The sequence below is a fragment of the Listeria sp. MAN/IMW/UF555 genome, assembly GCF_058684075.1.
The window spans coordinates 52,638-75,933 of the sequence record NZ_JBZWZS010000003.1; the positions used below are offsets into that span (position 1 = coordinate 52,638).

20 protein-coding genes and 1 pseudogene are annotated in these 23,296 nt (G+C 38.6%); 3 read left to right on the plus strand and 18 right to left on the minus strand.

Going from position 1 to position 23,296, the window contains the following annotated elements; all coding sequences use genetic code 11:
- Window positions 1-2: 2 nt before the first annotated feature.
- Entirely contained in the window at window positions 3-863 is an 861-nt protein-coding gene (locus AC4PG8_RS10095) for a GRP family sugar transporter (protein ID WP_003759937.1), read from the minus strand.
- A gap of 276 nt (window positions 864-1,139) precedes the next feature.
- Here AC4PG8_RS10095 and AC4PG8_RS10100 point away from each other — a divergent pair, with 276 nt between their 5' ends.
- The gene (locus AC4PG8_RS10100; protein WP_492170317.1) at window positions 1,140-2,387 is read left to right on the plus strand and encodes a MucBP domain-containing protein; all 1,248 of its coding nucleotides are present in this window, start codon (window positions 1,140-1,142) and stop codon (window positions 2,385-2,387) included.
- A gap of 60 nt (window positions 2,388-2,447) precedes the next feature.
- Here AC4PG8_RS10100 and AC4PG8_RS10105 read toward each other — a convergent pair whose 3' ends face one another.
- Window positions 2,448-3,713 carry a DUF1214 domain-containing protein gene (locus AC4PG8_RS10105; RefSeq protein WP_185485072.1) on the minus strand — a complete coding sequence of 422 codons (1,266 nt, stop codon included), beginning with the start codon at window positions 3,711-3,713 and terminating at the stop codon, window positions 2,448-2,450.
- A gap of 62 nt (window positions 3,714-3,775) precedes the next feature.
- Window positions 3,776-4,633, minus strand: a complete 858-nt coding sequence (locus AC4PG8_RS10110; protein ID WP_492170318.1) for a GRP family sugar transporter — start codon at window positions 4,631-4,633, stop codon at window positions 3,776-3,778.
- Between the two features lie 114 nt (window positions 4,634-4,747).
- On the opposite strand from AC4PG8_RS10110, the gene AC4PG8_RS10115 reads away from it, so the two are divergent.
- Entirely contained in the window at window positions 4,748-5,032 is a 285-nt protein-coding gene (locus AC4PG8_RS10115; RefSeq protein ID WP_003759929.1) for an AbrB/MazE/SpoVT family DNA-binding domain-containing protein, read from the plus strand.
- 45 nt (window positions 5,033-5,077) lie between these two features.
- Here the strand turns inward: AC4PG8_RS10115 and rsmI are convergent, their stop codons facing one another.
- Genes rsmI through holB form a run of 6 tightly spaced genes read right to left on the minus strand, consistent with a single transcriptional unit; the run spans window position 5,078 to window position 9,253 of the window.
- Complete coding sequence (gene rsmI / locus AC4PG8_RS10120; protein WP_185547557.1) at window positions 5,078-5,959, minus strand: 16S rRNA (cytidine(1402)-2'-O)-methyltransferase; 882 nt, start codon at window positions 5,957-5,959, stop codon at window positions 5,078-5,080.
- Window positions 5,956-6,228 (minus strand): GIY-YIG nuclease family protein, encoded by a 273-nt coding sequence (locus tag AC4PG8_RS10125; protein ID WP_003759922.1) that lies wholly within the window; start codon window positions 6,226-6,228, stop codon window positions 5,956-5,958. Before AC4PG8_RS10125 ends, rsmI begins: the two co-directional genes overlap by 4 nt.
- The gene (locus tag AC4PG8_RS10130) at window positions 6,212-6,964 is read right to left on the minus strand and encodes a tRNA1(Val) (adenine(37)-N6)-methyltransferase (protein ID WP_010990276.1); all 753 of its coding nucleotides are present in this window, start codon (window positions 6,962-6,964) and stop codon (window positions 6,212-6,214) included. Before AC4PG8_RS10130 ends, AC4PG8_RS10125 begins: the two co-directional genes overlap by 17 nt.
- A gap of 57 nt (window positions 6,965-7,021) precedes the next feature.
- A complete protein-coding gene (gene yabA / locus AC4PG8_RS10135; protein ID WP_010990275.1) occupies window positions 7,022-7,411 on the minus strand; it encodes a DNA replication initiation control protein YabA in 390 nt (129 codons plus the stop codon).
- Window positions 7,412-7,421: 10 nt separating this feature from the next.
- On the minus strand, window positions 7,422-8,255 hold the full coding sequence (locus AC4PG8_RS10140; protein WP_003772526.1) for a PSP1 domain-containing protein: 834 nt from the start codon (window positions 8,253-8,255) through the stop codon (window positions 7,422-7,424).
- Between the two features lie 5 nt (window positions 8,256-8,260).
- Window positions 8,261-9,253 carry a DNA polymerase III subunit delta' gene (holB, locus tag AC4PG8_RS10145; protein WP_070751981.1) on the minus strand — a complete coding sequence of 331 codons (993 nt, stop codon included), beginning with the start codon at window positions 9,251-9,253 and terminating at the stop codon, window positions 8,261-8,263.
- A gap of 213 nt (window positions 9,254-9,466) precedes the next feature.
- Here holB and AC4PG8_RS10150 point away from each other — a divergent pair, with 213 nt between their 5' ends.
- A complete protein-coding gene (locus tag AC4PG8_RS10150) occupies window positions 9,467-10,303 on the plus strand; it encodes an STAS domain-containing protein (protein ID WP_003759910.1) in 837 nt (278 codons plus the stop codon).
- Between the two features lie 47 nt (window positions 10,304-10,350).
- On the opposite strand, the gene AC4PG8_RS10155 is transcribed toward AC4PG8_RS10150, so the two are convergent.
- From AC4PG8_RS10155 to AC4PG8_RS10195, 9 genes and pseudogenes are all read right to left on the minus strand, one after another.
- Window positions 10,351-12,111 carry a SpaA isopeptide-forming pilin-related protein gene (locus AC4PG8_RS10155; RefSeq protein WP_492170319.1) on the minus strand — a complete coding sequence of 587 codons (1,761 nt, stop codon included), beginning with the start codon at window positions 12,109-12,111 and terminating at the stop codon, window positions 10,351-10,353.
- Between the two features lie 187 nt (window positions 12,112-12,298).
- A pseudogene (locus tag AC4PG8_RS10160) lies at window positions 12,299-14,343 on the minus strand (SpaA isopeptide-forming pilin-related protein).
- Between the two features lie 210 nt (window positions 14,344-14,553).
- Window positions 14,554-15,372 carry a D-aminopeptidase DppA gene (gene dppA / locus AC4PG8_RS10165; RefSeq protein ID WP_492170320.1) on the minus strand — a complete coding sequence of 273 codons (819 nt, stop codon included), beginning with the start codon at window positions 15,370-15,372 and terminating at the stop codon, window positions 14,554-14,556.
- Between the two features lie 14 nt (window positions 15,373-15,386).
- Complete coding sequence (locus tag AC4PG8_RS10170; protein ID WP_492170321.1) at window positions 15,387-17,036, minus strand: peptide ABC transporter substrate-binding protein; 1,650 nt, start codon at window positions 17,034-17,036, stop codon at window positions 15,387-15,389.
- A gap of 21 nt (window positions 17,037-17,057) precedes the next feature.
- Window positions 17,058-17,837 (minus strand): serine hydrolase, encoded by a 780-nt coding sequence (locus AC4PG8_RS10175; protein WP_492170322.1) that lies wholly within the window; start codon window positions 17,835-17,837, stop codon window positions 17,058-17,060.
- Between the two features lie 9 nt (window positions 17,838-17,846).
- A complete protein-coding gene (locus tag AC4PG8_RS10180) occupies window positions 17,847-18,725 on the minus strand; it encodes a C40 family peptidase (RefSeq protein WP_492170323.1) in 879 nt (292 codons plus the stop codon).
- A 16-nt stretch (window positions 18,726-18,741) separates the two neighbouring features.
- Window positions 18,742-19,824: a dipeptide epimerase gene (locus AC4PG8_RS10185; protein ID WP_492170324.1), complete on the minus strand. Its 1,083-nt coding sequence runs from the start codon at window positions 19,822-19,824 to the stop codon at window positions 18,742-18,744.
- A gap of 230 nt (window positions 19,825-20,054) precedes the next feature.
- On the minus strand, window positions 20,055-20,867 hold the full coding sequence (gene yidA / locus AC4PG8_RS10190; protein WP_003772536.1) for a sugar-phosphatase: 813 nt from the start codon (window positions 20,865-20,867) through the stop codon (window positions 20,055-20,057).
- Between the two features lie 44 nt (window positions 20,868-20,911).
- Window positions 20,912-23,251: an ATP-dependent DNA helicase gene (locus AC4PG8_RS10195; protein ID WP_492170325.1), complete on the minus strand. Its 2,340-nt coding sequence runs from the start codon at window positions 23,249-23,251 to the stop codon at window positions 20,912-20,914.
- Window positions 23,252-23,296 lie beyond the last annotated feature (45 nt).

Genomic DNA, 23,296 nt, shown 5'->3' on the forward strand with positions numbered 1-23,296 from the left:
AATTAAGCGCCTTTTGCGACGCCGATTAAAATCCCGCCGAGAACGACTAAAACTACGCCCACAATAACATAAAGCATTTCTTTTTGGGTTTTCTTTTCTTTTAATAGTACAATGCCGCCAATAGTTGAGATGACAACACCTAACTGCGAAAGTGAAAAACCAGTCGCGACTCCGACAAGTTGGTTTGCGTGTACCATCGCTACATTTCCTGCTGCCCAGATCATTCCCGGTATAATGAGCAACAATGTACGTTTATTAAAGCGTTTTTCCGTGCCACCACTATGCGTCATAATTAAGGCACTTAAAACCATTCCAATCGCTTGCGGTAAAATCGCATTAATTCCGTCGATTTTAAACCCTTGAATGAGAACGACTAACCCTACATACCCTAAAGATGAAATAACTAATGTAATTAAGCCCTGTTTTAAAGCGTTAGTTCCATCTTCTTCTTTTTCCGCATAGGAAGTTAGGAAAATCCCTCCAACGATAAGCGCAAGTGCGATAAATCCAAGAATAATGCGTAACGTCGTATCCCATTCATGAAATAGAATAACGCCGCAAAGTGTTGTTCCAACTAATTGCATTCCGGTCGAAATCGGCATCGCTTTTGAAACGCCGATGATTTTAAAAGCGCGCAATTGGAACATCTGTCCGACAGTCCATAAACACCCTGTTATAAAACTAATTCCTACTGTTTTAAGTGTATAAACCGGGTCAGTAAAGAAGAAAACGATTACTGCAAAAGTGAGCGCCCCAAGCGTCATCCCCATTGTTTGTTGTCGTGTCGAACCGCCAAATTTTGTAATAATTAGCGGAACTGTTCCCCAAAGTAATGCAGGAATCAGCGCAATCATAATGTTCAAATCGTTTTCCTCCTTGTTTGCCGTTTAATTTAGTTTTCAATTACTTCATTATAGCGGAAATAACAGGAAGATGATAGAGGTTTTCGGAGTAAAAGTATTTAATAGAGCTAATCGCCAAAGTTTAAATGAACGTTTTATATTTTTATGATTCTCATTAGCCACTATTTCGACAAAGTATGCCGCATTATACTACCACTAGTACACTTATGCTCCAAAATTTAGTGCTACAATTAAATTGTATTAAATTTCAACATCAGGAAAGAGGTTATTTAACAAATGTTTACTAAGAAAAAAACTATTGCTAGCCTTATCATTTTAAGCACTCTGGCTGGCCAAATAGCACTTACGCCCGTTTCTGCACTTGCTGATACTCGTGATACAAATGATATTTCATTACTTCAAAACACCAATGAGAATTTTCCATATAAATATACATCAACTATTACATTTCCAGATTTAACGAATCAAACCAAAGAAGACTATAAACTGGAAATAAAATTAGCTCTACCAACCGGCATGAACTATACGGATTTACACGTTTCTGTTGGTGGGGAAGATATTACAAATCAAGTAGGGACAACTAGCTTTGACAGTTCCACTAATACCGTTACTTTTAAATTCGACAAAGTAACCAGTTGGGACAGTTTATCCAAAGCAAAAGTAAAATTCGACTGGAAAACCTCTTATTCAGGTGAAGGTGGAGAAGCCAAAATCGATTCTTTAGTTGCAACTGCCACTGCTACAAGCGAAGACAAAGCTGGTAACAAGTCAACCTCTACTGGCTCTTTAAAACCAAAAGATATTAATGCTCCTGTTGTTAAAGCTGATAAAACTGAAATCACGTACAGCCCTGGAAGCAGTGTTACGGAAGAACAATTTTTAACGGATATTAATGCTAGTGTTACTGATAATTACGACTCCACTGTTAGCCTCACAAGCGATTTTACTTCTTCCGTTAATTTAACAGTTAGTGGCGATTATTCCGTCAATGTTCAAGCAACCGATAAGGCAGGCAACGTTTCAAATGTAGTAAAAGTTACAGTTCACGTAGCAACTCCTGCTCCAATAGCCGGGGCAAATATCACAGTGAATTATCTTGATAGCGATGGAAATAAAATCGCAGAATCAGATACATTAACTGGAGTTCTCAATAGTAATTACCAATCAACAAGCAAAAAAATTGCTGGTTATACTTTAGAAACCACACCTACAAATGCAACTGGTACTTTCACTGATACTGAACAAACAATTGACTATATTTATAAAAAAAATGCCGTTACACCAACACCAATTACGGTTGATCCTGTTGATCCCGTTAAATCAGTTGACTCTGTTAATCCAGATAACCCGGCAGCTCATAATCCGGTCACTGTAAAACCAGCTACTACTAGTCATTCAATAGAAAAAACAACCTATAACTCTTTACCAAAAACTGGTGATACTGACCAAAGTACATCATCCACTATCTTCGGAGCTCTACTTCTTTTAATTAGCGCCCCATTACTATTATTTAAAAAGAAATAAAAAAAGCTAAGTATGTTACTATCTGAAATCGATAGTTTCATACTTAGCTTTTTTCGTTTATTAAAGGACTTCAAGCGGTGGTAAGAATACTTTTCCTTCTAATACTTCTTTTTTCGGAACATAGAGTCGGAAGTTTAGTGAGAATCCTTTGCCAGCTTTACTTGGCAGCCAATTACCAGGATCAACATCTGCTGGTTTTTCTGCTGCAATATAAAGTGATAGGCTTCCGTCCTCATTTGTCTTAGGACCAGTATAGTCATTGATACTGAATTTGTTTAGTTTATTTGGAATAACATGATAGTCTGGAACGCCGTAAAGTGTAACGGACCAGAAAGCTTCTGCAAGGCCATTTGGAAGTTGATCTTTCGGGAAATGGATTTTGTAGACTTTATCCCCACTTAAAAGTTCGCCGTCCGTACCTTGCTGCCCGATGAAATATAAAGCTTCTTGGATGGAGTTCGCCCAGATACCTCCGTAATTAATAATCGCTCGTGCTAAAATGTCGTTTTCGAATGCGCCTGCCACATAAGTAACTGACCAACCGCCTTTTTGCGTTCCGAAACCTTTTGCCCCGTCAGTAAAATAAGGAATGGCTTCTTTTACAATAAGGTTTCTTACTTCTGCTTTTTGCTCGTCGCCAAGCTCGATATAAGCCGCAACTTGTCTTGCTTTATCTTGGAATTCAGCCGCTTTTGGCATTTTATCTGGATACGTTGCTAGTAGTTCTTCTAAATTGGAATAAATTTCTTCTAATAAGAAGTTTGCATTAGTGAAATGTGGAATCTCAAGTGGTTCTTTGATTTTTATATTATCTGGTGCGTCGAATTTGAATGCTTTTTGAAGTTTTACTGCGCCTTCAGGATCGTCTTTTTGTTCTACGCGAAGGAGTACTTTTACTTTCTCTGATGGTAATTCGATTTTTACAGCGTCACTTGGAACGGAAGGATTTGTTCCTTTTTTAACGAAAGCAAATTTTCCGTATGGATGATCTGGGTAGTTACGTTCATTGATATTTGTTACCACTTCGCCCCAGCCGTCTAAAAGTTGCACAGTATAGTAGCGATTTTTAATTTCTGGCACTTCTAAAATAACAGCATTATCGTCATCTACAGCGATCCAAGCTTCTGAATAAACCACATCAAAGTTAGGATTCACAAAATTCGCATCTGCTGGAGAAACCGAATTATGCTTAAGTGTGTTATATGGAATTTTATCTTCTTTCGTATCAAAATTTTCTTGACGTAAAACGAGATACCGCGACAATAAATAAACATAAGATTCTTTTACAAGCTCACCATTTACTTCTAATTTCGCATTCATTTTCACCATAACCACCTTTAATTTAGATTAATTTAAGTATAGCATTTTATCAAACCGGAAGCTTGGTCTTAGCTTTTAGCAATTCCTATCATCGTACCACCGATAATAACTAAGATAACCCCGATAATGACCAGAATAAGTTCTTTCTTGGTTTTTTTCTCTCCTAGGAAAAGGATTCCTCCAATGGTTGAAATTACAACACCCATTTGTGAAAGTGAAAAACCTGTAGCGATTCCAACCAATTTGTTTGAGAAAAGTAGAGCCAAGTTACCAGTAGCCCACATCACCCCTGGAATCATATTTAACCATGTTTGCTTTTTAAAACGTTTTTCTTCGGACTTGATGGAAAATAATAATCCTGCGACTACCATCCCGATTGCTTGAGGTAAAATCGCGTCCCATCCACTAATATCAAACCAACGAGTGATAACGACATATCCTACATAACCTACTGATGAAATAAGTAAAGTGACAATTCCTTTTTTCATATTTTGGTCAGAATTTTCGTCTTTATGTTGTTGATAACTCGTTAAAAATATCCCGATAATAATAAGTGCTAACGCGGAAAAACCTAGGATTAGCTTCGATGTTGTTCCCCACTCGTGGAAAGCAAAAACACCAAACAGTGAGGTACCGACTAACTGCATTCCTGTTGAAAGTGGCATTGTTTTAGAAACGCCCACTTGCGTAAAGGCCCGGAACTGATTCATTTGCCCTAAGCTCCAAAATGCCCCGGAAATAAAACTAGCAATAATGATTGTTGCTGTATACTCTGGATTTGTAAAAATAAAAACGCCGATTGCGAAAGCTAGTGCCCCGAATGTTGTACCAATAATTTGTTGCCTCGGTTTACCGCCAATTTTCGAAACAACTAACGGCATAATCCCCCACATCACTGCTGGAATTAATGCGATAACTATGTTCATTTTTTATTCCCCCTAATTCTTCTGCTTATGGTCTATACCCTTTTCACCTCGAATTCATTCCTATTATATTGATAATCTGTTAAAATGAATTAAAATTATCAAGAAGGTGAGAAAATGAAATCAACTGGAATGGTAAGAAAAATCGATGAGTTGGGTCGTGTCGTTATCCCGATTGAAATTAGACGCACAATGAATTTAAACGTAAAAGACCCTCTAGAAATTTTTACTGATGAAGATGCAATTGTATTAAAAAAATATTCAGCTGGCTTGGTTTGTGATGTTACTGGAGAGTTTTCCGTTGATAATAAAAAATTTGTGGATGGTAAGCTGACTCTTAGTAAAGAAGGCGCCGCAGAACTAATGGAAGAAATCAAACGTCGCTTTGGTGATACGATTTAAAAAAATCATGCGAGAGATCTAGAACAAGACCTCACGCATGATTTTTTATTTTATTTCATGATAAGCAGCGTAGACTTCGCGCTTTGGTAAATTTCTCGCTTTCATAACGGTTTTAATGGCATCTTTAGAACTAATATTTTCTTGTTCCATCACGGTACTTACATGTGTTTTAATATCCAATTCCTGCCACCAAAGTAGTTCTTCCTCTAAAGGCGGGTTCGCATTTCCTTCAATAATAATACAAAATTCCCCGCGAACTTCTTCGTCGGTTGCCCAGTTAAGCGCATCTTCAACTGTTCCTCGTAAAAACTCTTCAAAACGTTTGGTAAGCTCACGACATAAAACCATTTTCCGGTCATTTCCAGTGATTTTAATGATCGCTTTTAACGTTTCTTTTAAACGATGTGGTGATTCATATAAAATCCAAGTTTCCTCACGCGCTGCTAGTTTTTCAATTGCCTGCGTGCGCTCTTTATTTTGGCGAGGAAGGAAACCATAAAAATAAAACGGCTGGGGCGCTAAACCTGAAGCAATCAAGGCGGTTAAAGCAGCGTTCGCGCCCGGTAATGGAATGACTGGAATATTTGCATTTAGCGCATTTTGGACTAGTTCATAACCTGGATCAGAAATAGAAGGCATGCCCGCATCACTAACCAGCGCAACCACTTCGCCAGCTAGCATCCGCTGAATAATATTATCTTCTTTATTCTCTTTCGTAAACTGATGGTAACTCGTCATTCGGGTCGTAATTTCAAAATGATTTAATAGTTTCACGGTGTTTCGCGTGTCTTCCGCTGCAATAATATCTGCTTCTTTTAGCATTCGGATTGCGCGGAATGTCATATCTTCTAAATTCCCTATTGGTGTTGGGACTAAGTATAGCGCCCCTTGAATGTCTCCGCTAAAACTTTTTTGACTCTGTATCACTTCGACTCCTCCTCCCGTTCGCTTAAGTAGCTGTCTTTATTTTTGCGCGATAATTTTTTGAAAGCAGCTTCAGCTTTAGTGGCTTCACTTCTCGTTTCAAATTTTTCAAAATGAATGACTTTTACTGGGCGGCGTGTTTTAGTGTATTTACATCTAATTCCCGCATTATGCTCGGCTTCTCGGCGCGTTACATCCGTCGTATAGCCACCATAATAAGAATTATCGCTACATTTTAATACGTAAAAGAAATGTTCATTCGCTTTCGCCATATAAAATCTCCTTAATAACCGGGGTATACTCACCTAGCTCATCGTACACGATAACAGGGGGGACATACTTCACGCCCGGCTTCCCGTCCTTGATGCCTTCTACGAGAACCGTGTTTGCTTCTCGGTCAATTCGTGGATGGACAAACTGGATGCGTTTCGGTTCTAAGCGGTATTTTCGCATTAAATCAATAATATCTAGTAAGCGCTCTGGCCTGTGAACAAAATTCGCTTTACCACCTTGTTTTAAAAGGCTTGCGGCAACTCGAATTGTATCTTCTAGCGTGCACATAATTTCGTGACGGGCGATACGATAATGTTCGTTTTCGTTTTTCAAGCTTGTAGATGGGGTTGCAAAATACGGTGGATTGCACGTAACAATATCTGCGCGCTCTTTTGGAATTAAATCGGTAATATGGTTCAAATCATATTCGATTATTTCGATTTGGTCTTCCAGTTGATTATAAGCAACACTTCTTTTCGCCATGTCTGCAAGCCGCTCTTGAATTTCAACGCCAACTATTTGCGCTTTTGTCCGCGTACTAAGTAGTAAAGGAATGATACCATTTCCGCTACATAAATCAATTATTTTCCCTTTACGGATTGGTAAATAACTAAATTTCGCGAGGAGAACCGCGTCTATCGAGAAAGAAAATACCGATGGACTTTGAATAATCCGCAAATTTTCTGCTAGTAAATAATCGAGCCTTTCATCGCCTATTAATTTGAGTTTTTCCAAATGATTCACCTTTTCTAGCAAAAAGCCCTTCTCCTGAATCGAGAAAGGCCCGTCATGTTATTTTTTGTTAAGCAAGGATAGGCAAAATAAACAATCTTCATCATTGCCACGCGGACTGCCGAAATGTACATTACAAACGTGAAATCCTTCCTTGTAAAGTTGGACAAGATTATCATAACCTTCCCCGAGTTCAATCATTTGTTGCATTGCTTCTTTGCGATTCGGCGCCATCACTCCATGAACTGCCTCTTCTTCGGCCACTGGTTCAGGAGCCACTTCATCCGTCAAAGAAAGTCTGCGTCGTAAATGCTCATTCTCAAGGTTTAACCGGTTATTCTCTTCCAACATTTCGCCTAAGTTTGTCTTTAGATCTCCAAGTTGCTGATACAATTCGCCAATTTGCTCCTCCATATTGCTGACTGAGTCAAAAATAGCTTTTTTATCCAATTTTTTCACCTCAAGACTTTGCCGGTTGTTTTAGAAATTCGTTATATGGACGTAACTCATCCAATTCGTATTCTATAACCGTCTCTTCTTCGGGCAAACTCACTTGTAGGATTCTAGACAGCAAGTTGATTCCCGAAACACGTGCTTCTACGCCTTCTGGAGTTTTTACTTTTACACCAACATCTGGCATTTCACGTTTTGCTTGCTCATATTCATCATTCTCGTATTTCAAACAGCACATTAAGCGTCCACATAAACCAGAGATTTTCGTTGGATTAAGGGACAGGTTTTGGTCTTTAGCCATTTTGATAGAAACTGGTTCGAAGTCGCCTAGGAAAGTGGAACAGCAAAGCATACGACCACATGGGCCAATTCCGCCAAGCAATTTCGCTTCATCACGAACGCCGATTTGGCGCAGTTCGATACGAGTCCGGAAAACAGACGCTAAATCTTTCACGAGTTCCCGAAAATCAACGCGACCTTCCGCAGTAAAGTAAAAAATAATTTTGTTTCGATCAAACGTGTAATCCACATCCACCAAGCTCATGTCTAATTCACGCTCACGGATTTTTTCATCACACAGTAAAAAGGCTTTCTGACAAGAGTCGCCATTTTCAGCGACACATTTATAATCTGCTTCTGTTGCAACACGAAGTACTTTTTTTAGCGGTAAAACGACATCTTCTTCGTCCACATAGCGCGGCTCAATGACCGTTTTCCCAAATTCGATACCTTGTGCATTTTCAACGATGACACCTTGGTTTTCTGTGATTTCCAGATCTCCAGGTGAGAAATAATATATTTTACCAACGTCTTTAAAACGGACGCCTACAATTTTAAGCATGGCGATTACCTCCCTTGGATTTCAAGAACCAACTGCTCCATTAGAAGTTGCGTGTTCATATTGGAATCCAGTTTTGATTTCGCAGCGAGAATCTTCTCGATTTCCCCTGTGGTTTCGGACAGCGACTTACGTAGCGCATCTTGTCCGAGCATTTCTTTTTGCGCAGTGCAAATAGGTTCATAGTTCTCATCAAGCGTAAGATGCAGCCTATCGCGGTAAAGCAGTAACAATAATTCGAGTCCAAGCGCCATCTTATCTTTCTCTTTAAATAGTGGCATCCATGATTCTTGAATGATAATTAATGGGCTCGTTCCTTGATGGTGTATTCCTTCGTATAACTTGATGACAACATTTCTTGCATCACTAAACCAGTCACCCTCTTCAAACGTCTTCGCTTCTTCTACGCTACCAGTAATACTAGCATAAATCCGCGCTTTTTGTTCGGAAATGTCCGCTGCCGTTAGTGAAGCTACAAGACTATCAAAAGTTAGTGATTTAAACGTGACAGGTTGCAGTCTTGATTGAATTGTTGGCAAAATTTGCCCAGGATTTGTCGTTAAAAATAGTAATAACAAACCGCCTTCTGGTTCTTCTATAAATTTCAGCAGACTATTGGCTGATTGCACAGTCATTTTTTCTGCATCGTAAATGATAACTACTTTTTGATCTGATTCCATCCCGCGTTTACTTAATTCTTGCTTAAGCGCGCGAACCTGATCTATTTTAATACTAGCTCCATCTGGCTCTAGCAAATGAACATCCGGATGATTATGACTCGCTATTCTCATGCAATTGGCACACTCGCCACAAGCAAGGTTGGTTTCAGTCCGCTCCAAACAAAAAAGACTCTGAGCTAACCAAAGTGCTGTGCGTTTCTTGCCTGTACCTCTTGACCCTTCTAATAAATAGCCGTGAGATAATCGGTTTTCGCGGACACTTTTTGAAAAAATCTTCATGACCACTGGTTGCATCATTGTAAGTTCATCCTGTAATCCCACAAAAAACTTCCTTTCTATCCATATTGTAATATTATACCATGACAAGGCTTAAATAGCTTCGGAATTTTAACAAAAAAATAACGACTGATTTGTTAAATAATATTACATTTTCAATAAATTAACTTTTTTTCCAAAATATAAATGGACAGTACACCTTTTTGGGCATAGAATAAAAGAAAAGTATTATACTTAGACTTAAAGGGGTTGTCTGGTATGAATGAAGCGAATGGAAGTATGGAACTTTATTTAAGGGCCCATACAGAAGAAATTATTAACAACTGGCTTTCGAAAATTTATGAAAATGAAAATACGTATACGAGTTTCGTTTATTCCCCGCGATATAAAGATGAACTTCGCGCAGATAGCGAACAAACAGCTGACCTAATCATTTCTTATTTCACAGGTAAAAAGGCTTTCTTTCTGAAACTTGATAAATGGCTTGATAACATGTACGCGCGCCGTATGGAAAATGAAGTTCCTTTGCCTGAAGTAATTACTACCCTAGATAAACTACGCCGTGAATTTGTTTCGGCAGTTAACGATTTTTGCATCCATAATGATGAGGTTTCTAAATGTGATTTTTCTTCCAGCTTAGCGATGGTTAATCACGGATTTGACCGAATCAATGAAGCTTTTTCTGCAATGTACTATAACGATATTGTGAAACATTTAGAACAACAGCATCGTTTAATTGAGGAAATTAGCACTCCGGTTATTTCTATAACTGACAAATTGGCGATACTTCCTTTAATGGGAGGAATTGACCGCGAAAGAGCAGATAAATTAACTGAAATCACTTCTAAGAAATGCGTTCAACTGGGTGTTGAGCAACTTTGTATTGATTTATCAGGAATAACTTACTTTGACGATGCACTTGGAGACATGCTAAATAATTTAGTAACTGTTCTCAAACTTTTAGGTGTCGAGGCTTTCATCTCTGGCATTCAACCAAAAATGGCACAACAAATAAATCGAGTGGATTTAAATTTATCAATTCCAGCTTATCACTCATTAAAAGCTGTTTTACAAGATCAAACTCGGACAATATAAAGAAGGAACCGAAAGCGACTATCTCTGTGCTTTTGGTTCCTTTTTTGTTATTTTCTTCTAAATGCAATTAATCCAGCGGTAGAAAGCGCTACGAGCAGGATTCCGAAGCCGCTAGCAAATGAAGTGTCACCTGTTTTTGGTAATATTGTTGGTTGCTCATCTGAACTTACTATTTTATCTGGTACTACTGGTGTTTTTGGCACAGTAGGTTTTTCCGGAATATCTGGTTTATTTGGAATTATAGGTTTTTCTGGAACTCCAGGTATTTCAGGTTCTTTCGTGTTTTCTTTTGTAACAGTTAAATTAAGTTGTACTTCACTAATAGTAAAGTTAATCGGGGTGGCATCAAGGATATAGCCAACCGGTGCTTTTGTTTCTACAAGTTGATAATCCCCAAGCGCAAGATCTGTGATATTTAGCTTCCCAGCGTTATCCGTGATTAAATTCGAGCGCAACGTATTACCGGCTTTATCTTGTAATTCAAATTCAGCGCCTGCTAAAGTTGCTTTTGTTTCACTATCTTCTTTTACGAGTGAAACAGAGCCTTTAATTGCCTTATTTTCTTTTGAAACAAATATAGCTTGGTGGGTGGCATCGATTGTAAATTCTACTGGTGACGCATCTAATACGTATCCCGCGGGTGCTTTTGTTTCGATTAATTGATATGTGTCGTACTTCAAGCTTGTGATAGCTAGTTTTCCATCGGTACCAGTTGCAAGGTTTTCTTGCATTACTGTTCCTGCTGAGTTGACTAATTTAAATTCCGCACCTGCTAGAGGGTTTCTCTCCACGGTATCGTCTGTTTTAGTTAATTCAACAGAACCGGTTGTTCCTTCTCCACCGCCGCTACCGCCAGATGTCGGGGTCGCTACTTCGATTTCTTGGGTAACATAGTTGTCGCCAGTTAGTTGCCCTTTATTTGTATAACTAGGGGAGGCTCCGTTATCTGTGGAGGTAGTATAGTAAGAAATTTTTACAGAATCTGTTAAATTCCCTAGGTTTACTTTAAAACCATCTGTTGTTTGAATGATGTCTGAGGACGGGACTGCAGCTCCTGGGGTGAAATTATCATCAGGGTCAAACTCGCCGTGTACTGCTTGGATAGAATTAAAATCAATTACTTGTTTAGGTCCAACAAAATCTTCATAAACAGCATTTTGAATGTTTTCTTTGGCATAATTAACTCGAACTACCCACTGGATAAGTTCTGGGTTTTTAGCGTTAGCCCAGCCATATTTGTATAAAGTTTCGGTTGGATCGATTTGATTTTTCCCGCCGACTTCTACGGTAATAGTTTCTGTAGAGCCATTTACCGGAAATACTAATGGAACTTTTTCGTTTCCTTCAACTAAAGATTTATCCCAGTTACTCCAAAAATCAAGATAACCGCTAACGTCTGAGTTTTTTTCTACAAAGTCTGTAAAAGTAATGACTACTTTGCCGGTGTCTTTAGTTGCGACTACATTTCCCACTACATTGCCTTTATGGTCTTTCAGTGAAAAATCTAAATCTGTTACTATTTGTAGTTCTGGAGGTAATACAAATTGCATTGTATCCCCTGCCTTCACATTACTCGAATTAGGGATTGCCCAAGTATAATGAACTTGAACACTATCATAATAACCAAAATCAGTTGTTGGATTACCATCTGCATCTAACAATTCAACTGATTGCAAAAAACTAGAGCCATAGTCAGTTGCTGCTTTAACAAAGTTAGTTTGAAATAAAACATTTGCAAGTAAGATAACGCTAAGAAGTGCTAAACCTATTTTCTTTAGATTACGTTTTAAAATGACGCGCTCTTTCATAAAAACCATCCTTTTCAAATTAATCCCAATAAAATATTCTTACTAATTCATTGTGAGTATACCGTAAAATTTATCTCGATTGACGTTTTTTCGGAAAAATTCCACCTATTCGTGAACATTTTGTGAACTTTAGTAATAATTATTGACCTAAAAAGAAGACCTAGATGATTTATCTAGGTCTTCTTTTTTATTTTCGTTTTATAAGAAAACCGCTTATTGACAGGGCTAGAAGAATCATTCCCAATCCCGCCCAGTTTTGTGTATCGCCTGTTTTTGGTAACTTTTCAGCTGCGGATATTTTGTATAATTTTAGACTTTCTTCACTTTTTTCTGATTGCACTGGCTTTTCAGGGACAATTGGAACTTTTGGTTCAATCGGCACTGGAGGTGTTGGTATTAGCGGTGTTGGAGGCGGTGTGGTTTCCGCTTTATTTTCTTTAGTTACTTTAACTACTTGATCATTTTCTCCATAGAGAATTTCGAACACGACGGGACTAGCATCAAGTTCATAACCAATTGGCGCATTAGTTCTACAAACTGGTACGTGCCCGGTACTAAATCAGTGACTTTTAACACGCCATTCTCATCGGTGGTTAAGCCTGTTTGTAAAGTCTTTCCGTCTTTATCTTGTAATTCGAATGTCGCTCCTGCTAGTGTTGCTTTTGTTGCGGCATCTACTTTAGTAAGTTCTACTGCGCCGACTTCCAAGATGTTTTCTTTTGTTACTTTTACTATTTGATCTGTTTCATCTGCAATAATTTCAAATGGAACGGGACTGCTATCTAATTTATAGCCGGTAGGGGCACTTGTTTCGACTAATTGGTAATTGCCAGGCACTAGGTCAGTTACCTTTAAAATACCATTTTCATCTGTTTTTAAGTCTGTTTGAAGAACGCTGCCGTCTTTATCTTGCAATTCGAATGTGGCTCCTGCAAGTAGGGCTTTTGTCGCAGAATCGACTTTTGTAAGTTCTACCGCACCAGTGTTAAGGATATTTTCTTTTGTTACCGTAATTTCTTTATTATTTTCGCCAATTGTAAATTCTACTGGCGTGCTATCCAGTTTATAACCTGTCGGGGCTTTTGTTTCGATTAATTGGTAGGTAGCGAATTTGAGGTTAGAAACGTTTAATTGGCCGCTTGCATCTGTTGTGATATTTTCTTGTAAAATAGTACCATTTGCATCGACTAATTTAAATTCTGCACCTTCAAGGGTTGCTTTCGTTTTAGCATCTTGTTTTGTTAGTGTAACCGAACCTGTTGTGCCGTCCGCTCCACCTCCACCACCGGATGCTGGGGTCCAAGTAGACGTTTGTTTCGTTACAAAATCCTCGCCCGCTAACTTAGCAGTGTTGTCATATTGAGTAGACTTCCCGCCATCTGTCGCAGTTGTTGTATATGAAATTTGTACCGAGTCCGTTAAATTTCCCAATGTTACGCTAAAACCATCACTTGTCTTAGAAAAATTGGTATTTGAAATCGGCGTGCCTGCTGTAAATACGCGATCAGTTGAATAGGTTCCGTGAAAAGCTTTGATAGAGTCAAAATTCAACGTCTGCTTTGCACCGATAATATCAGTAAAAACGGCATTAGGAATGTTATTTTGAGCATAGTTTACGCGGACAACCCAATGAATTAAACTCGGATTGTTAGCATCAACCCATCCATATTTGAAAATCGTTTCTGTTGGACTAACTGGTGTTTTTTCACCAACATTGATATCTACATTAATCGTGCCGTTCTCAAGAGGAAATTCTAAATTAATTTTTTCGTTCCCAGTAATTACTTTTTGATTAAATGTAGTCCAAAAATCAAGTTCACCTTTAATATCTGAATGTTTTTCGACATAATCACTAAATACGATTGTTACTTGGTTAGTTGCTCGTTTTACTGTAGCAGTTCCGACTGTTTGGCCTTTACTGTCTTTCACGTCAAAAGCAAGATCTGTCGCGAGTGCTAACTGGCTTGGTAATGCGAAATCCATTGAGTCGCCTGCTTTTACATTTGTTGAGTTAGGAATCGACCAAGTGTAGTGCACATCCATATTATCGTAATAGCCAAAATCCGTTTGAGGCATACCATCTTTATCTAAAAGTTCTACGGTATTTAAAAATTCAGATCCGTAACTCGTTGCTGCTTTTACAATGGTCGTCTGGAAAATCGTGCTAGTTATGATTAAAACACTTAGAAATGCTAACCCTACTCTTTTTAAAAGATTTCCGTTTTTACTCATTACAAATTCATCCTTTACAATTGAAGTTTTGTTATTATCAAATATCATATGACAATAGAGTAACTCCAATCTACCTCACTTTCCGGAAGTATCGCACTATAATTAACAACTTTATGGAGATTTAGTGACAGTTTGAGGAGGCGATTTGTAAGATTGTAATTAATTAAACAACAAAGCCGAAACTCCTCTATAGAAAGTTTCGGCTTTGTTTTATGAAAAGGCGCACTTCATAGCAAGCTCCGTCATTGCAACCATCGCTTGGTACGCTTCTAATACATCTTTCGCTTCGAACACAACGGTAGTTTCATCAATGATTTTAGTTTTCGGGACAAGCGCTGCCCACTCCGCTTGACCGTAATTACAGAACTCTATTTTTAATACTGTTTTTTCTGGCGGTACCAGTACAGCGGCTTGTTTACGTTTTAAAGCAAGCGCCACTTTTTCGCGGATGATTTTCTCTGCTTTTGACTTTGAGAAAGCTACTGCGGACGAACGGGATACTGCTTCTTTTACAACAGCTGTCTCAATTCCAGGTATGAGTTCTTTCGCCTCGCGGGCAATATAATCATCGCCAGAAACGAGAATAACCGGGACTCCGTAAGCTCCCGCAACATATGCATTTAAGCCAAATTCGCCAATTACCACGTCATTAATATAAAAATTACGAACGCCTGAGGTCATCGAGTGGCTCATTACGCCTGGTTGACCAGCACGCGAATGATAACCGATAAAAACAGCCGCATCCGCGCTTGAATCTAACCCTTGCACCATCGAAAAAGGTTTTACGTCACCAGTGATGAGTCTTGCTTCTTCGTGTAAATCTTCTATCAATATATTATTCATTTTTGAATGACTATCATTCACGATAATATCATCATATCCTGCTTTTAAAGCTTCTTCTACTACCCAGTTAGTTTCTTCTGTCATTATTTTTTGTCCTCTAGTATAATTTCGCATACTAGAATCAACAAAAGTATCATCAGGAAGGCCATTTATCCCTTCCATATCCACGGAAATCCAAAGTTTCATTTTGCTCTCTCCTTTTATTCTACGTAAGCACCTTTATAGGAAAAGCTTGTTCCAAAATTATGGTGAACGATTCCTTTTACAGTATCTTTTTTCAAATTACATACTGCGGTTTGATAGAGCGGAATCATGGCTACATCGGTTTCTATTAGTAATTTTTCGGCATCGATAAAGGTTTCCCAGCGTTCTTCTGGTTTAGTTGTGAGTGTTGTTGAAGTTGCGTTTATCATTTTATCGTAATCGGCGCTTGAATATCCGCTCGCATTATATGTGTTTCCCGTTGTGTAGTTTCCTAGGAATGTAAGTGGATCTTGGAAATCGGGACCCCAGTTTGATAAAACGATTTCGTATTTTTGCTCACGTGTTAATTGCAATAAGTTCTTTTTAGGGACGGTTTTTAAGTTTACTTTTAAGCCTGGTAATGCGGATTCTAGTTGACTTTGTAGGTACTCGCCGACTTTTTTGCTTGATTCTAAATCAGAGTTAAGCAGTTCTACAGTCACTTCACCGCCACCGAGTTCTTGTTTTGCTTTATCAAAATAGCTTTTCGCCTCAGCTTTGTCTTGCTTCATGTAGTCGCCACTTTCTTTCCGGAAATCTTCGCCAGTTTCTGGATTCGTAACAAATTTTTCTGGAACATAGCCATAAATCGCTTTTGAGCCATCAGCCAAGATTTTCTTCGTAAGCGATTCTTTATCTACTGCAAGGGAAAGTGCTTTTCTTAAGTTTTCGTTAGCTAAAGGTGTTTTCTTCCCATCCAGTTCTTGATTTAGTTTTAGGTGAGTCACGTAGGCATCTAGCTCAGAGTGGTAGTCTTTGTCGTTGCTTTTTTGTGAAGCGTAGTCACCAGAAAGTGTTGCTACATCAAGTTTTCCAGTGTCGTATAGATTTACTGCTGTGTTCGGAGCTTTTACTACGCTCACTTCGATTTTGTCGGATTTCACGTTCTTTTTATCCCAGTACTCGGGATTTTTTTCCAAAGTCCAAGCTTTTTCTGTGTTTGTCCAGCCTTTCATAACAAAAGGACCGTTGTAAATCATGTTTTCACTGCTCTGCGCGTATTTATCACCCTGCTCTTTTACGTAATCTTCATTTTGAGGGTAAAAGGAGTTGAATGCTAGGAGCGAAGTGAAATAAGGTACTGGTTGTTCTAATTGAATTTCAATTGTGTAGTCATCAAGGGCTTTAAATCCTAGTTCGTCCACGCTTTTCTTACCATTTACAACGTCGGTTCCGTTTTTAACTGTCCCATCAAGCAGAAAAGAATACTGGGCGGCGGTGTCTGGATTTGCTAGTTTTTTCCAAGCGAAAATGAAATCATTTGCAGTGACTTTCGTGCCGTTTGACCATTTGGCATCGTCGCGCAGTTTGATTGTATATGTTTTTTGGTCCTCACTTAACTTCGGCATATCTTTTGCAATTGCCGGAACTGCTTGGTCTTTGTCGTTTAAAGTATAAAGACCTTCAAAGACTTGGCCTTGTTCAGTGAAACTTGGAACGTCTTGCGATAAAGTTGAGTCCATGGAAGAAACTTCAGCGTTTTCCATGATTTTCAGTGTCTTTTTGCCTTGTGATTTGCTCGCTTCGTCTTTATTTCCTCCGCATGCCATTAAAAAGGTTGAGATAGATAGAATCATAATACAAACTAACGCTAATCTTTTTTTCATTTTAGTTCCCCCTATTTTGGTTTATGTCATCTCAGAAAATAATTGTTTGCCGACTGTCTGCATCCAAGCTGTCGCATTCGCTTCTAATCCCGTGTTATTCGTCAGGGCGGCTGCAAATCTGGTCTTTCCTTTATACTCAAAAACGGCCACATCATGCTGGATATTTTTTAGTTCGCCCGTTTTATTTAACATTTGAAGCCCCGAAATTCCGGCTTCTTCCAACGTGCCCGCTAGGTTGGATCGAAATTGCTGATTTAGTAGCGGACGCCGGATAGTTTCTTTTAAGTCTGGATAAGCTTCACTAAGCATCATTATTTTTTGGAAAATGGTCACGGCTGCCTTAGCGCTGATTTTATTTTGCTTTACGGTCTTGAAATCCATCATTTGCCGTTCCAGCTGAATTCCATCTTCCCAGTTGTTTTCACGTAACCATAATTGTAGTTTGGTGATAGTTGCTAGCTCGATTAATTGGTTGGTAGCTGTATTGTCCGAAACAGCTATCATTAAATGCAGTAATTCTTCCAGTGTCCAAATTCTTTTTTGCGGAAGAATTTGGATGATTCCTGCTCCAGCTACTACTTTTTCGCTTGGAATTTGGAAATCCGTTTGTAAGTCTAACTCTTTTTTGGCAATTTTTTCGAAAAAATATAAATAAATCGGTAGTTTGATGACACTTGCAGCAGTAAAAAGCTGGTTTTCATTTTCTGCAAAAAGCACCGTTTCTCCATCTGATATAAAAAGTGCTTTTGAATCAATTATGTTGAAATCTTGATTAATTTCTTGATAATTAGTCAGTTTCATCCACCCCCTTTATCGATGTCTTGAGGTCACACAAAGTTCTGGTTCGTACTTACTGCCTGCGATTTTAGTTAAAATTACTTTGGATCCTGGTGTTTGCGAATGAATCATCTCGTCATTTCCGATGTAAACTCCCACGTGATGGACTTCCCCTTTGCCTTCCTCATAAGCAAAAAATAGCAAATCTCCTGGTTCAGCGTTTGCGTAATCAATTTTTTTCCCTGTGAACGATTGCTCTGTGGCATCGCGGCCGATATATTTTCCACATGTCCGGTAAAGAGTAAACGCAAATCCTGAACAGTCAAAACCGGCACTGCTAATTCCCGCCCAAACGTATGGTAAGTCAAGGAATTGCATCGCCATTTGCACTACATTGACGCCGATGTTGTCGCCTTGTTTATGTTGTAAATCTACTTGATTTTGTAAAATGCTCGCTAGCCCATGAGGTGTTTCAATCGTGTAGCTATAGTCAGTTTCAGCGATTTTGGTGAAAAGTGTGCCAAATGAAACAGTGCGTGTTTCCCCATTTTCGTATGTAATTTCTGCTTTTGGCACAACAACTGCGATTTTTTCACCAGTATCGTTAGTTTTATCTGTATCTTCTAAGTCAGAAAGAAGCATCCAACCAGGATAGCCGCGCTCATCTTGAAAACTTTGTTGGGAAGGAACGACTACTTTTGCCCAGTCGCCTTCGATTTCGTCGACAATTACGAAGTCGTTATAAAGCAAATCCGAGTCAACAAGGCTATCCTCGTATAATTTCATCGCATCTTCTTGGTTAATTTGAACCAAGTCAGTTTCTTTTCTAGCCTCTAAAATATTGGCTAAAACCGGGTTCATTTCATTTTTCCTCCAAAGAAATGCATTACTTTGACTAACTAATTTGTTCATATTATCCCTACTTTCTTTAATAAGCTGGAATGCCAATCCCATCTGCTTCTGTTAAAAGCACTTGTCCACGGCCAATTTCAAGACCAATATCTGCTATGTTTTTACCATGTAAATCCCACATAAATGGCACATCTAAATCATAAAACTTCACTTGTTTGGATGCTGCGGCGAAATGAGCTGCGGCTGATAAACTTGCATACCCTTCAATCATCGTACCAATCATACAGTCCACATTATAACTGCCCGCTAAATCATGTATCGCTTGCGCTTCTTTGATTCCTGCACTTTTCATCAATTTAATATTAAGCAAATTACAGCATTTTTCGTCTAAAAGTCGTTTAGCATCGTGAAAGCCAAATAAACTTTCATCAGCCATGATTGGAATACTAGTGTTCGCAGTCACTTTTGCCATACCGGTAAAATCCCAACTTTTTACTGGTTGTTCGATGAAGTCAATTGGAATATCTTGCCACTCATTTAGGATTTGAATGGCTTCATGCGCAGTCCATCCTTGGTTTGCATCAATTCTAAAAGGAATCTTCCCGCCTAACGCGTCATTCATTTGCCTGATTTTTGCTACTTCTATTTCAACTGGATCAAGACCTAATTTAACTTTAAGGGACTGAAATCCTTCCGCTACTTTGGTTTCTGCATCTCGAACCATTTTTTCTGGCGTCCCAATGCTAATGGTATAATCTGTTTCAAGCCCCGCTAAGCCACCGCCGAGGAATTCATATAATGGCTTTGAATGAGCTTTTGCCAGCGCATCATGTAAAGCAATATCAATGGCGGCTTTTGGACTTGAATTATGTACTAATAAAGATTTCATTTCATCTAAAATTGTAAGTTCTTCGTCTAGTTCGCGATTAATTAAAAAAGGACCGAAAATATCATTTATTGCACTCAAAATGCTGACTTCCGTATCCCCTGTTATTACATGCGTTGGAGCAGCTTCTCCAATACCTATAATCCCGTTATCAAAATGAATATAAACTCGTACCACGTTCACATGACTAACTTCCCTAAGCGCCGTCTTAAAAGTAGCACTTAGCTGAATCGGTAAAATGTGTGTTTTAATTTTTGTGATTTTCAAGCACATTCACTCCTTTTTATTTAAATGTCAAACTATTCCTAAAACAATAACAAAGGAACGTTTTTTTGGCAAGATAGCCTCGAGAGAAAAACTTCCATGAATAAATGATTTTCTGCCAACCCTACCAAAAAAACTTCCACAGTACGTTAGTTTTGTATCTTCTATTTTCGCTCATTAAATAAAGCGCTGTCAATATTTATACCTCTAAAGAAAAACTCACATGGAATGTTTTTCTTTTAACGGTCGAGAACGAGCATTTGAATTGCGTTTGCGACCCCGTCTTCATTATTTGTTGTTGTGGTATAATTGGCGATTTCTTTAATATGCTCAGTTGCATTTCCCATTGCTACACCCATTCCCGCATATTCTATCATCGTAATATCATTTTCTTGATCGCCAATACTCATTACTTCCCCTTGAGAAATGCCAAGTTTGTTCACGAGAAGTTCCAGTGCAGAACCTTTATTGACGCCTTTTTGCAAGAATTCTAGGTTGTAAGGAACACTTCGAACTACATAAAAGTTCTCTTTAATTGTCTCTGGTAAGTTTTTAATAACATCCGTGATTTTTTCTGGCGTATCTAATAACATCACTTTGGAGACATGAATTGACTCAGGTGCTTCTTCTACAGGCAAATGATAAAGTGGTGTTTGAAGCAACAAAGCATCCTGGCATGTAATTTCGGTGATTTTTCGACTTGGTACATACATGTTTTTTCCGTCAAAATACGTTACATTAACATCTTGCGCATGACAAAATGCATAAATTTCCTCTAATTCTGATTTATTTAAAGTAATATCTGCTAATGGTTCTTCCGTCGCTGTTTCTAGGATAACTGCTCCATTAAAGGTAATCGCATAATCACCAATATCTAAAAGATCTAGTTCTATCAAGCTTTTTTTAATTCCAGCAAGTGGGCGCCCTGTGCAAAGCACTACTTTGACCCCTTTTTGTTTTGCAGCTTTAATCGCCTCGCGTACAGCTGGGGTAATTTCGTGCGCATCGTTTAATAGCGTCCCGTCAATGTCTATCGCAATAATTTTATACATAATTTCCTCCTAAATCGACTCATTACATCCATTCTACTAGAAAATCAGTTGTTCCGCCAAAATTCGTTTACTTCTCGCTCGATTTGCAGCGTATTTTTCACTGTCCTGGCATGGTTCCAATGAGCCGGAAACAAAGCTTTATACCGTTCTGTTGCAAAACGTTCTTCTATCAGTAAGACAACGCCTTGATCTTTTTCGCCGCGAATAACACGTCCTACCGCTTGAAGGACTTTGTTCATACCGGGAATCTGATACGCATAATCAAATCCGCGCCCGATTGTTTCATTATAATAATCTTTAATTAAATCCGATTCCACATTCATCTGCGCAAGTCCCACGCCTACGATTGCCGTTCCAATTAAGCGTTCCCCCCGAAGATCAACACCCTCAGAAAAAACGCCTCCTAAGACACAAAAACCGACGAACGTTTCTTCACGTCCCGTTTCAAAAGCTGCTAGAAATTCCTCGCGCTCAGCTTCGTTCATAAAAGATTGTTGTTTTTGCGCTCGCACTTCGGGATATTTTTCGCTAAACAATTCAAATGCCGTTTCTAAATATTGGAATGATGGAAAGAAAAACAAATAATTGCCTTTTTTCCCGGAAAGCATCGCATAAAGCGCATCAATAACTGATTCCAAACTATTTTCACGCCTTTGATACTTTGTACTAATATAATCCGCTACCATTAAATGCATATTATTCTGTTTAAACGGAGACGCAAAAGTAAGACGACTTGTATCATTATTTCCACCAAGTAAATTCGTATAGTAATCAATCGGTCTAAGCGTCGCCGAAAAAAGTACTGAACTAGCACCTAATTTCAATTTCTCTGATAGTAAAAACGCCGGATCTAAGCATAGTTGTTTTATCAGCACATCGGACCGATTTCGCGTAATTTGAGTGACATAGCGCTTATCGTATAGCTCAGCAATCTTTAAATACCTTAAACTTTCAAAATAAAGTTCCAGTACATCTGCTTGAGCTTTTGCCTCTGTATTTTTTGGCAACCAGTCTTTTGCTACATAACTAAATTTTAAAACAGCTTCGTTCCAATCGGACAAGGCTTCTTTTTTAACATAGATCGTTTTATTTTCTTCGGCTAGTTGTTTATTTAGGGCAATCATTATTTTATTCATTGCCGTTACTGAATTTAGTAGTTTTTTATCGGTTTTTTTGTCTAATTCACGTTTTACTTGCATGATGATTGATTTACTTAATGTCGCCGAGAACATCGAACGAGCTCGGTCTACTAAATTATGCACTTCATCCACTAAAAAAGTATATCTGCCAGGTCCATCCGAAAAAAAACGTTTCAAATAAACGACTGGATCAAATAAATAGTTATAATCACACACAATTACATCACAAAAAAGCGCCACATCAAGCGATAACTCAAACGGACATAAAGTATATTTCCGGGCAAATGCTTCGACGACCGACCGAGTTATAGTTTCTTCTGTTTGCAGCATATCGAACAACGCTTCATTCAAGCGATCGTAATAGCCACGCGCAAATTGGCAGTGCTCCGGGTCACATTTTCGTTCATCTAAAAAGCATATTTTATCTTTTGCTGTGATTGTGACACTTCTTGCCGCTAGTCCTTTACGGCGCATTTCATCTAAAGCATCTTCGGCAACCTGTCTCGTAATTGTTTTTGCTGTAAAATAAAAAAGCTTGTCTGCCTTCCCCTCGCCCATTGCTTTTACACTGGGAAATAGCGTCGACATTGTTTTTCCAATGCCAGTAGGCGCTTCACAAAATAGCTTTTCATCATCCATCGCTGTCCGATAAACGGCAATTGCTAGCTCTCTTTGACCACGTCTATAGCTGTCATATGGGAAAGTTAATTCTTGAATAGATTTATTTCGCTTCATTTCCCAAGCTGCAGACATTTTTGCCCAAATAGCATATTTTGAAAGCAAATCGTCCACAAAAGTACTCATTTCCTTACGACTCATGACTCGAGTGAATTGTTTCACTTCTTTATCGGCTACTTGATAGTACGTTAATTGAAGCGTGACTTCTGCTAAATCAGACTTCTCCGCTAACATGAATCCATAACAAATGAGCTGGGCCCAGTGCAGCGGGCGAAAGTCTTCAGTAATTTCATCCATTTCTACCTCGGTAGTTTTAATCTCATCTATCATTTCTCCGTTTATGACGCCATCCGCTCGGCCTTCAAGTGTAAAAGAAATGTCATCTATTACTCGTACAAGCTTTAATGATACCTCGGATTCGTATTCTTCTCCTGCTTCTTTTTGGAGTAATTGATGAATTTTCGTCCCTTCCAAAGCGCGATCTGAACTAGTCATTCGGCTATCAATACTGCCGCTTTTTAAGACAAATTCTACTAAGCGCCTCACTGAGATTTGTACGTTTTTCATCAATAATCCTCCTCTATTTTCCAGTAGAATTATAACACAGAACCT